Origin of the sequence: Flavobacterium rakeshii (assembly GCF_009741375.1) — a bacterium.
GTDB lineage: Bacteria > Bacteroidota > Bacteroidia > Flavobacteriales > Flavobacteriaceae > Flavobacterium > Flavobacterium rakeshii.
The window spans coordinates 36,786-48,543 of the sequence record NZ_WOWP01000053.1; the positions used below are offsets into that span (position 1 = coordinate 36,786).

8 protein-coding genes are annotated in these 11,758 nt (G+C 43.1%); 5 read left to right on the top strand and 3 right to left on the bottom strand.

The features are described 5' to 3' along the window. Positions 1-316: 316 nt before the first annotated feature. The 3 genes from GN157_RS12900 to GN157_RS12910 are packed head-to-tail and all read left to right on the top strand — an operon-like array spanning position 317 to position 7,353. Positions 317-3,340, top strand: a complete 3,024-nt coding sequence (locus GN157_RS12900) for a SusC/RagA family TonB-linked outer membrane protein (protein ID WP_157483891.1) — start codon at positions 317-319, stop codon at positions 3,338-3,340. A gap of 9 nt (positions 3,341-3,349) precedes the next feature. Further along, positions 3,350-4,765, top strand: a complete 1,416-nt coding sequence (locus GN157_RS12905) for a RagB/SusD family nutrient uptake outer membrane protein (protein WP_157483892.1) — start codon at positions 3,350-3,352, stop codon at positions 4,763-4,765. Then, positions 4,765-7,353 (top strand): alpha/beta hydrolase family protein, encoded by a 2,589-nt coding sequence (locus tag GN157_RS12910; protein ID WP_157483894.1) that lies wholly within the window; start codon positions 4,765-4,767, stop codon positions 7,351-7,353. Before GN157_RS12905 ends, GN157_RS12910 begins: the two co-directional genes overlap by 1 nt. Before the next feature lie 31 nt (positions 7,354-7,384). On the opposite strand, the gene GN157_RS12915 is transcribed toward GN157_RS12910, so the two are convergent. The 3 genes from GN157_RS12915 to GN157_RS12925 all read right to left on the bottom strand — a co-directional run bounded on the left by GN157_RS12915 (position 7,385) and on the right by GN157_RS12925 (position 9,661). Next, a complete protein-coding gene (locus GN157_RS12915) occupies positions 7,385-7,645 on the bottom strand; it encodes a DUF6520 family protein (RefSeq protein WP_157483896.1) in 261 nt (86 codons plus the stop codon). An 82-nt stretch (positions 7,646-7,727) separates the two neighbouring features. Continuing rightward, positions 7,728-9,233 carry a MauE/DoxX family redox-associated membrane protein gene (locus GN157_RS12920; protein WP_157483897.1) on the bottom strand — a complete coding sequence of 502 codons (1,506 nt, stop codon included), beginning with the start codon at positions 9,231-9,233 and terminating at the stop codon, positions 7,728-7,730. Between the two features lie 131 nt (positions 9,234-9,364). Then, a complete protein-coding gene (locus tag GN157_RS12925; RefSeq protein ID WP_157483898.1) occupies positions 9,365-9,661 on the bottom strand; it encodes a hypothetical protein in 297 nt (98 codons plus the stop codon). Between the two features lie 454 nt (positions 9,662-10,115). On the opposite strand from GN157_RS12925, the gene GN157_RS12930 reads away from it, so the two are divergent. Then, positions 10,116-10,505 carry a plasmid mobilization protein gene (locus tag GN157_RS12930; RefSeq protein WP_157483900.1) on the top strand — a complete coding sequence of 130 codons (390 nt, stop codon included), beginning with the start codon at positions 10,116-10,118 and terminating at the stop codon, positions 10,503-10,505. Then, a complete protein-coding gene (locus GN157_RS12935; RefSeq protein ID WP_157483901.1) occupies positions 10,493-11,734 on the top strand; it encodes a relaxase/mobilization nuclease domain-containing protein in 1,242 nt (413 codons plus the stop codon). Before GN157_RS12930 ends, GN157_RS12935 begins: the two co-directional genes overlap by 13 nt. The last annotated feature ends 24 nt before the right edge of the window (positions 11,735-11,758 follow it).

Below are 11,758 nucleotides of genomic sequence, written 5' to 3' on the forward strand. Positions count from 1 at the left end.
GTTTAAACCCACGCCACCCTTTTTAGGGTTGGTTGTATTATTCTCACAGCTTATTTCTTAGCGTTTTTACTTCTCTTTTTTTGCCGGATCTCGCAAACGTTGTAGTATAACCCTTAATCTGTTTCTTTTTCATGAAGTAGTTTTGTTTTCATAGTTAAGTCACCCCGGCCAGTACTGGTATTCCTTTTAGAGTTAGTTAGGGAAAGGCCGGGTACTTTTTTCTTTTAGGTTCATAAAAAAACCCTCCGTGCAAGTTTGGCGACTCACGGAGGGTATAGACCAATAAACACACGTTTCACTAATCTTATCCAATGTTATGAAAATTTTTTCAGCTAACAATGGGCTAAGGCTGCTTTTCTATTCTTTTGTGCTAGCCTCCTGCCCGCCCGCTGCATCCGCTCGGGCACACGCCTCACCACCTTACAGCGTGGGGTATTATCAACAAACCATATCAGGTACCGTTTCCGATACTTCGGGTCCACTGCCCGGAGTTTCGGTACTGGTAAAAAATTCCGGTATAAGTACCATTAGCGATGTTAACGGCAACTTTCAATTGCGGGCTGCCATAGGCGATACGCTTGTGTTCTCCTTTATCGGCTATAAGGAGGTAACCCGTGTGGCTACCTCGCCTGTAATGGCTGTAGTACTGCAGGAAGATGCCGCACAGTTACAGGAACTGGTTATTAATGCAGGGTATTATTCGGTAAAAGACAAAGAGCGTACAGGTTCTATAGCACGTATTACCGCTGCCGATATCGAAAAACAGCCTGTTTCTAATGTATTGGCTACCATGCAGGGACGTATGGCAGGGGTAAATATTACCCAAAAAACAGGGGTGCCGGGTGGTGGTTTTGACATTCTTATCAGGGGACAAAACAGTCTTCGCGGTGAGGGTAACAGCCCTATGTATATTATTGACGGGGTACCCTACTCCTCCCAGTCTGTAGGGAACTCCCTTACCTCAAACATTATCCCGGGCGATGCTAATCCGCTTAGCAACCTCAACCCTCAGGAAATCGAAAGTATCGAGGTTCTTAAGGATGCCGATGCCACAGCCATATACGGTTCGCGTGGTGCCAACGGTGTGGTATTGATTACTACCAAAAAAGGCAAGGCGGGTAAGGTAACCTATTCGGGAAGTCTCTCCAGTGGTTTTGGCAGTGTAACCCGCTTTATGGATTTGATGAACACCCCGCAATACCTTGAAATGCGTACCGAGGCTTTTGCTAACGATGGTATTACCCAGTATCCTGCCAATGCCTACGATATTAACGGCACATGGGATCAGTCACGCAATACCGACTGGCAAAAGGAACTATTGGGCGGTACGGCAGGCATTACACAGGTAAGCCTGTCGGCCTCGGGAGGTTCTGAACAGACACGCTTCCTGCTCTCGGCTAATTACCGCACCGAAAGTACGGTATACCCCGGTGATTTTGAATACCGACGAAAAGGGATGCGCTTTGCTGTAAACCATAATTCGCCCGATAATAGGTTTTCCCTCAGTTTTACCGGAGGGTATAGCCTACAGGACAACAATCAGCCCGGCACCGACCTTACCTTTGATGCCTTGCGACTGGCACCTAATGCTCCGGCCCTCTATAATCCCGACGGTTCGCTCAATTGGGAAAACAGTACATGGGACAATCCCCTGCGTATGCTGGAAGGAAAATACACCAGTAATAGCGGTGACCTTACCACTAATGCAGTACTTACATGGAAGATTTGGAAAGGGCTTGCCTTTCGTTCCAACCTTGGTTTTACCGACCTGAATTACAGCGAGAGTACTACCTCGCCCTCTACCATCTATAACCCGGCCTATGGTGCAGGTCCCGAATATTCCTCCATTTATGTGAGCAATACCGCACGCCGTTCATGGATTGCCGAACCACAGCTTTCCTGGGAAGGGCAGTTGAGAGACCTGCAGCTAAAGGCATTAGTGGGAACTACCTTTCAGGAACTTACCAATACCCAACTGGTACAGTCGGGCACCGGGTTTACAAGTAATGCTTTGATTTATAACCTATCTGCCGCAACAACAAAAAACATACTGAACAACGATCGTACTGTATACCGCTATCAGGCAGGTTTTGCAAGGGTAAATCTCAACTGGAAAGGAAAGTATATCATGAACCTTACCGGAAGGCGTGACGGTTCGAGCCGCTTCGGACCGTCAAGGCGTTTTGCTAATTTCGGGGCTGTAGGGATGGCATGGCTCTTTTCCCGTGAAAAGTTATTTACAGAGAGCACTATACTGAGTTTCGGTAAGCTTCGTGGCAGCTATGGTACAAGCGGTAATGACCAGATTGGGGACTACCAGTACCTGAATACTTATACCTCAACGGGTATCAATTACAACGGTACGATAGGTTTGCAACCCTCAAGGCTGTTTAATCCCGATTTCGGTTGGGAAACCAACAAAAAACTGGAAGTGGCATTGGAAACGGGCTTCCTTAAAGACAGGGTTTTCCTGACAGCGTCATGGTACCGTAACCGATCGTCCAACCAATTGGTAGGGATTCCCCTGCCGGGTACTACAGGCTTTACCTCCATACAGGCCAATCTTGGAGCTACTGTACAGAATCAGGGTACCGAACTTACCCTTAGGACCATAAATATTGATAATGGTGCTTTTTCATGGATTACCGCCGCTAATATTTCCTTTGCCAAAAACAAGCTAATTGCTTTTCCGGGACTGGAAAGCTCCACCTACAGTCAGCAATATGCTATCGGTAAGCCACTTAATATTGTAATGCTATATGAATATACTGGACTGGATCCCGAAACCGGTACCTATCAGTTTAGGGATGTAGATGGTGATGGGGTGATATCTTCCCCCAACGATAAGAAATACATTGCCGATTTCAATCCCCAATACTATGGCGGAATTCAAAACACGTTTAGCTACAAAGGCATTACCCTTGATTTCCTTTTTCAGTTTGTAAAACAGGACAACTGGAATCCCAACTACATGCTGGGGATGCCCGGAGCTATGGTTAACCAGCCGGTAGCAGCATTAGATAGATGGCAACAACCGGGAGATATCAGCTCCTTCCAGCAATATAGTAGCGGTACCCGTGCAGATGTGCTCAACGCTTTCAGTCGTTATACGCAGAGTAGTGCTGCTGTAAGTGATGCCTCCTACATCAGGCTGAAAAACCTGTCGGTTTCCTATGCCCTGCCCCAAGCCTGGACACAACAGTGGAAATGCCGACTGTTTGTGGAAGCACAAAACCTGCTGACCATTACTTCATATGATGGTGCCGATCCCGAATTTACGGCTACCGGATATCTTCCTCCACTTAAGATGATAACTACGGGTATTCAGTTAACTTTTTAAACTACACTTATGAAAACGATAACTAATAATAAAACTATTCAAGATCTTTTCAGGAAACTGGGCATAATACTTATTGTGACTTGTGGTACGGTTTCCTGTAATAGCTGTTCCGATTTTAACGAAGTGGAACTTCCCGCCTCACAGCTAGCGGGAGAATCGGTATACGAAAATACGACTACAGCCAATGCGGTGATGGCCGGAATATACAGCAAACTTCGCGATGGCGGATTACTTACAGGTCTTCCGGCGGGGATGTCCAACCAATTGGGTCATTACGCCGACGAGCTCGATTTTTATGGTTCCGCATCTGCCTCTACAATACCCTTCTATAATAATGCACTTTTACCCACCACACGGGATATGTCCAGCCTCTGGAACAGTACCTATAATATTATCTACTCCTGTAACGCGGTGATAGAAGGTGTGGCTACATCACAATCACTTCCGCAACAGGATAGGGACAGGCTTACCGGTGAAGCACTCTTAGTACGTTCCCTGATGCACTTCTATCTTGCCAATCTGTACGGTGCTATACCGTATGTCACCTCAACCGATTACAAGATTAACACTACCATTACCAAAACGGAAGTAAATGATCTGTATTCTTTACTCGTGAATGATCTGCTGCAGGCAATCGAGCTACTGCCGCAACAGTTTAGTACCCCTTTAAAGGTAATACCAAATCAGGTGGTAGCCAAGGCACTTTTGGCTAGGGTATACCTCTATTCAGGACTTTGGGCAGAGGCTTCAGATATGGCCTCAGCTGTAATTGGAAATCAAAACCTGATTTGGGAGACACAATTGGATCAGGTCTTCCTTAAGGAATCATCGTCTACCATATGGCAATTGGCTTCGGCTACAGCCGGAAAGAACACAAATGAGGGAGCAACCTTTATTTTTGAGACAGCCCCACCTCCCTTCACGGCACTAAGCAATGCATTTGTAGGGGCTTTTGAGCAAGGCGACCTTCGCCGGGAATATTGGGTAACTGAGGTTACCGGTGACAACCAGGTATGGTACCGTCCCAATAAGTACCAACAAAAGACAACAACTGCTACTTCCATGGAATATTCCATAATGTTCCGACTTGCCGAACAGTATCTGATACGGGCAGAAGCGAGGGTACGTCAGGGCGATTTGATCGGAGCGGCAGATGACCTGAACAAAGTACGTGAGAGGGCCGGGCTGACCGGGAGCACAGCTACAACTGTAGAAACGCTGTTAGAGGCCATACTGGCAGAACGACGCGTGGAGCTCTTTACCGAAATGGGACAGCGCTTTTTTGATTTAAAACGATACGGAATTCTTGATATGGAGCTTATCGGTGTAAAACCGGGCTGGAATAGCACCGATAGTCTGTTTCCGTTACCGGAAGCAGAATTACTAGCCAATCCAAATCTGTTGCCGCAAAATCCGGGTTACTGATGAAATACTGTAATATCATAAGAAACATACTAAGAAAGGGTTTATTGAAATCTGTCCTGTTGCTTGTTACCTGCTCCCTTTCAGGGCAGGTGCTACCGCAAAGAAAAATACTTACCAGGGAAGCATACGCCAGGTGGAGTAAACCTTCCCTTACAGCTCTCTCCAGTGATGGAAAATGGATGGCCTATACCCTATTTTACGAAACGGGAGAAGATACACTTTTTGTACAATCCGTCAGAGACGGAAAAAAGTTCTCTCTTCCGGGTGCCGTTACAGGAGAATTTTCAGATAATTCAACTTTCACGGCACTGAACCGTAACAGGATTCTAACAAAAATCAACCTGAAAAGTGAAGCGAAATATACCTATGAGAATATAATACAGCATGGTTTCACCGCTGAGGGGAATTTGATAATAATACAGAGTATTTCTCCCGGAGAAAAGGAGCTTTTGGTTATCGATAGTAATAATACTGTAAGATACCAAAAGAAAGTGACGGGAATGCTAACCGCCCCTTCCGGTGAATATATTGCTGTAACGGCTAAGGAACAACATAAAAACACTCTTGCAATCATAAGACTTGATAATTACAGTATTGTCCTTAATGAAGAAAATGTCAGCGATGAGCTCCTTCCCATGAGCTGGGATGACCAGTCGGAAACCTTTGTTTATATGAAAAAAGACGAAGGCTCCTCTAATCATACCCTCTGTTGCTACAGTATAAAATCGGACAAAAGACATACCCTGAAACCAGAATCATATTTCGGGTTTCCACAAGGATATCAACTCGCTTACGGACCGGTTTCAATCACTGATGATAAAGCGATAGCCTTTAAGGTACAAAGGCCTGAACTAAAGGAAAAAAAAGCTTCGCAGCCATCGGTACAGGTATGGAAAACTTCCGATAAATGGGTCTATCCTAAGGAAAACAGTGATACTTATCGCAAATCGCCGGAAAGGGTATGTATATGGTATCCAAATTCCGATAAAGTTCTTCAACTGACCGATTCCATACTGCCTGAATATTTTTGTAGCGGCGACGGTCATTTTGCAATACTGTTCAACGCAAAAACCTATGAACCGCAGACCCGCTTACAGCCTCCGGCAGATTATTTTATCATGAACCTGGCATCAGGAAAAAAAGAGCTGTTACTGAAAAAACATTCAGGTTCATCCCTGAAGTTGATGGCAATGCCTAAAACATCTTATTTTCTTTATTTCAGTGATGGGGACTGGTGGAGTTATGATCCCGTTAACAGCAAACATTATAATATCACTAAGGGAAGATTACAGACAGCGGCTAACAATGATATGCAGGAAGAAGCCTTTCCTTATGACAGTCCCTATAAAGTAATCAACGATGATAAGATAGTACTGACGACTTCTGATGGTATCTGGTTAGCAGACCTGCACGGCAAATCCCTAGAAAGGCTTACTCCCCCGAGTAATAATGTACATTATACAATCATTAAATCGGCTACCGTCACCGGAAAAAAAGGCAATGCAGATGGAATAACAACAGGAGAAATAAGTAATGACCTTTCCTTCTATGTAGCAATCAGCACATCTACTGGAAACGAATCCGGCTTCGGTGAAATCCATAAAGGAAAATACAGGAAACTCACTAGTGGGTCATTTCACTATCATGACTTTCTGGTATCACAAAACGGGAAGACCATCGCCTTTCAGCGGGAAGACTATAATTATCCTCCTGAAATCATGCTGAAACGACAGGAAAAGAAACCTGTGCCTCTGATACAGACTAACAGGCAACATCACGAGTACCTTTGGGGTCATTCCGAACGTATTGAATACACAGTTGGGAATCAGCGATTATCGGGAGCCTTATATTATCCGGCCGGGTATAACCCTGACCGAAAATATCCTATGGTAGTACATATTTATGAAAAACAGTCTCATCGGTTTCGGCAGTATGTAAACCCTTCCCTTTTGGATGCCTGTGGATTTAATATAACCATGCTGACCACAAGCGGATATTTGGTTCTGCTTCCTGATATTAGTTATACCCTCGGTACTCCTGGACCTTCGGCATTGGAATGTGTGATGGCCGCAATAGATAAGGCAATAACTACTGCCAAAGTCGACACGAGCTCTATAGGTCTGATCGGTCATTCCTTTGGGGGGTATGAAACCAATTATATCATAACACACTCCAATCGCTTTGCGGCAGCAGTTTCCGGTTCGGCCATTAATGATTTTATAAGAGGATATCTAACCATAGGCAATTATAAAGTGCCGGACTACTGGCGTTATGAACATCACCAGATGAGAATGGATCAAGGACTCTTTCAGAACATCACGGGGTACATTGCTAATTCTCCTGTATTCTCAGCTCAGGCACTTACCACACCTCTCTTATCCTGGTCTGGAGATAACGATTATCAGGTGCATTGGCAGCAAAGTGTAGAATTTTATTTGGCTTTGCGAAGGTTGGGGAAACCCCATACACTCCTCCTCTACCCGGGGGAAGGTCATGCGCTCTTTAAACATGAAAACCGAAAAGACCTGACCTTGAGAATACTGGAGTGGTTTGATAGGTACCTCAAAAATAGCGCAACCCCGAGATGAGGCTGCGCTTCCAATACATAAGACAGTGACGTTACTGAATTTTAAAGAGCTCTACAGGACATTGATTCCCATCCATTCCCCACACTCGGGTATTATCTGCACCTACAGTACAGAAGTCTCCTGATGTGGTCTCACATTCAATGGAAAGCTCACACGGCTGCAATGGATTACCCGTATGGATGTATCCCTGAACAACACTAATATTTTCAGGAGCTTTACCCATTGATGTGGTCAGAAAAGCACCTCCGATTGCTAACGCAAAGGTAGCCAGAGGCATTACAAATTTTTTCATAATATTAAAATTTATAAGTTAAGGCCTACTCTATTTCAGGTTTTCGGCTTTCCCTGATACAGCACTGTAGTATTTTAAGTAGTCAATGATAATGTTTAGTGATAGCCTCTTCCAGTTTATAGGACACAAGTGCGGATCCTGCAATAGCATAAAGCCTGTCTTCCCTAACCATAAAGTCCCGAATGGACGTATGATCGATATGATATAAGTAGAAACTGGAATAGTATACCCCTGTATCACGGTCATAAACATCGATAGTGCTGGTCGCGCGCCACATTTTAAGTGATTGAAAACGACCTCGCTGCATGGAAAGCACAAAAACAAGATTTTTATAAAGGGCAACAGATTTATTGACAATTAGCGGAGGGACGGCAAACTTTTTCTGCCCCTTTTCTTCCAGTGTAGCAAACGTGAGTTTGGCTCTGGTATTGGTATCTATCGTATGATGCCTGTTGGTCGTGACTTCGGAAGTAGTTGTTATAAATTGATTACGGTATCTGTAAAGGTAAAAAAGGGTGCCTGAGTCAGATTGATATAAAAGATCCCCGTCAGTATCAAACACACCATCCAGCTGTCGCTCCAGTATATGAGGATAATAGGTAACAGCATTATCTTCCAGGGACAATTTAGCCAATACGCTTTCACCATTTGCTTCATTTCTTGTTCTGATCATCAGGTGTACGGAATCCAAAACAGCACTCTTCGAAAAGAATACATCGGGACTGTACTTTTCCACTATTTTCCATTTCGCAGTACGCCCTCGTAAAACTATTGGCTCATGCCCGTCTATGAGAAAGAATTGTGGAGGAACAACAGAGAGTTTTGCAGATCGGTGAAAGGATATCTCCTTCGGTATATCTATTAGAAAGGAGGTACTTATAATCAGCGAAGTGTCTAATGCCGTTACGTAGCGGGGTGCTGTATAGTTTCCCAGGTATACTGTCAGACTGTCTGCCCCTGCCAGATAATAGGAATTAAAGTCAAGTGTAGCACGGTTTTGCTCATGGGCACTAAAAGGTATGAATTGGCGCACAAAAGGATTTCGCTTGTGAATCAGTGATTCTGAACTTCTGAACAATATTCCTACCGATAATATTCCAAAAGCAGTCAGAACAATTAAAACCAATAGTAAGATTCCCCATTTCACATTTTTTAAACCTGATACTCTTCTGTATCTTTCTGTAACTATGGCAATACCTCCTAACAGCGTAACAATAATATTGAAAGCCAGATGTTCCTGCCACCCCATTTTCTCAAGAATGCCTCCGCAGGAACAGGGTACGAAAGAACTGTAATGTAATATGAAATAGATATAAGAACTGAACATCACCATGAGCAGGTAGCCCATCAAAAAGGATATGAAACGTGTATGCTTAAAAATTAGACCTCCTGCAATCAGCAACTCGGCAATTGGCACTGCAAATGAAAGCACTCCGGCGTGAGCACTAACAAGTGGTGACTGTCCCAGTTGTATCCGGAAATTCTCAAAGTCCAAAAGCTTACTAACTGCTGCGTAACTAAATAAAAGAATATAAAAATAACTGATGACAGAGAAAATATATTTACTAAGTAGATCTGTAAAGCGCATAAGGCAGGTGTTTTTTATAGCAACCAAATTACAGTCTTACCCACTTACAACAGATTATAAAAACGAGCTTTTACATGTGGAAAACAATTGTACAAAAAAAGGATGCCATTATAGGCATCCTTGACTTATTATCATTGCTTTTGGGGCAATTGTGAAAATTGCTGAAGTTTTTCGCTTAGTTCCACAAGTCCGGCTTTCTCCAAAAAATCGACCAGAATACCTTTCAGTTCGTCTCTGGTATCATTAGAAACCGAAGCCAGCAATACATCTTTTGTCTCACCTTTACTTATCAGCCGCTGTTCGATAACATGGGTCAGCAACAAGACATTTTTTCTCGAAATACGCATATCAATACGTACCGCATCATTCATCCCCGGGCTGCTTAAAATAGTTTCAAACACCTGGGCTACTTCATTTGTTGTCAGCATACGCAATCAGTTTTAATTATTACTTATAGTCATGACAAAACTAAATCTCTTTTAGCTATTTAGCTTAATCAATATTTACCTAGGATAGGAATTGGGCTATAAGAGGGATTATCTTAGCAGATCACAACAAAACACCATCAAACCTGTCTAAAATTTACGGTTCCAAAACCTTCTGCTCAGCATCAGGATTTAGTAACGGTAGTAACGGAAAAGTAGTCGGGAAGTTCTTCTCCTCCTACACCTCCGATTGACATTGTAATCTTATTATAATCTGTATAACACATTGAAGATGAATAAAAACCTATTACAGAAATATAATATTCGATTGCCTTGTCTGCGGCAATGGCAAGATGTCCCGTTGTCGGACAACGGCATCTTGCCGCCCATTCCTCGGAACTCGGGGGCGGGGGATTATATTATGTCTTAAAACTGTTGAACCAATGAAGATGATATTATGGAGACTGAAAACAACAACCGTAAGAGGCGTATTTATGTGCGCCTTACCGAAAAGGAATTTACCACACTTGAAAGCCGCTGGAAGAACACTACCTGCCGCAGTGTAAGCGAGTATGTAAGGCATTGCCTTTTCAGCAAACCGATTACTACAATCACAAGAGATACTTCAACCGATGAAGCGATTGTACAAATGAGCTATCTGAACCGAGAGCTGAATGCTATCGGCAGTAACTTTAACCAGCTGGTAAGAAGAGTAAATGCGACTTCACAAGCCGCCGAAATAAAGGGATTGCTTTTACTTTTTGAGAACCAGAGGAAAACTTTGTTTTCCAAGATTGAAGAGGTTAAAGAGCAACTCCAAAAACTGGCTGAAAAATGGTTGCAATAATGAAGACTGGCCATTCCATCAGGGCGATGCTGAACTACAATGAGAACAAAATCAAGGAAGGCAAAGCTGAATGTATTGGACAGTGGAATTATCCTGTGGATGGCGACAGGCTAACTTATGCGATGAAACTTAACCGCCTTGAAAAGCAGTGCAAGCTGAATGAAAATGTGAAGCGCAATACTATACATATCTCCCTGAATTTCGACCCGAGTGAAGTAAGCCTGCCAAAAGAAAAACTATTGGATATAGCAGAGAGGTATATGGATAAAATTGGCTTTGGAAAGCAGCCCTACCTAATCTACCAACATCATGATGCAGGGCATCCGCATATTCATATAATTTCTATCAATGTACAGGAAGATGGAAAGCGGATTGCCATGCACAATATTGGCAAGGACAAATCGGAACCGGCACGTAAGGAGATTGAGCAGGCTTTCAATCTTGTAAAAGCGGAGAATCAAAAGAAAAAGGAATACAAACCGGAACCAGTTTCGGCAAGAGTCCAGTATGGTAAAGTTGAAACCAAAAAAGCAATTGAGAACGTTCTGAATTTTGTAGTGAACAACTACAAGTACACCAGCCTGCCGGAACTGAATGCTGTGCTGAAACTTTACAATATTGAAGCGGATAAAGGAACAGAAAATTCAAGGGTTGCGAAACATAACGGATTATTATACCATACACTCGATGAAAAAGGAAATCGTGTGGGTGTTCCCATAAAGGCCAGCAGGTTTCACGACAGGCCGACACTGAAGAACTTGGAGACGAAATTTTCAGTTAATGAGATTAAGAGACACCCGAACAAGTCCCGAATCAAAACTTTGATTAACTCAGCATTTCTAAATGGCAATATTATTATCCTTCCTCAGCTTGTAAAACATTTACAAAAGGAAGGAGTTGATACAGTCCTGCGTCAGAATACTGAAGGTTTAATATATGGGATAACATTTATTGACCACAAGACAAAAAGTGTCTTTAATGGGAGTAGTATTGGGAAAGAGTATAGCACTAAGGGGTTACAGGATAGGTGCATATTGAATCAGGAAAATATTGTAAGAGAAATTGATTACTCACAAAAAGAATTAGGTGACATTCTACGAGAGCATATCACATCTATTGGATTAAAGGAACTAACTGGTTTTTTGGGTGTGTTGATGAAAGTGGAGGATAATTTTGATTATGTATCGAAAGAGTTCAAGAGGAAAAAGAAACATTTAAAGAGAAGATAATGAAAAGGGAATCTCGCTCAGTTA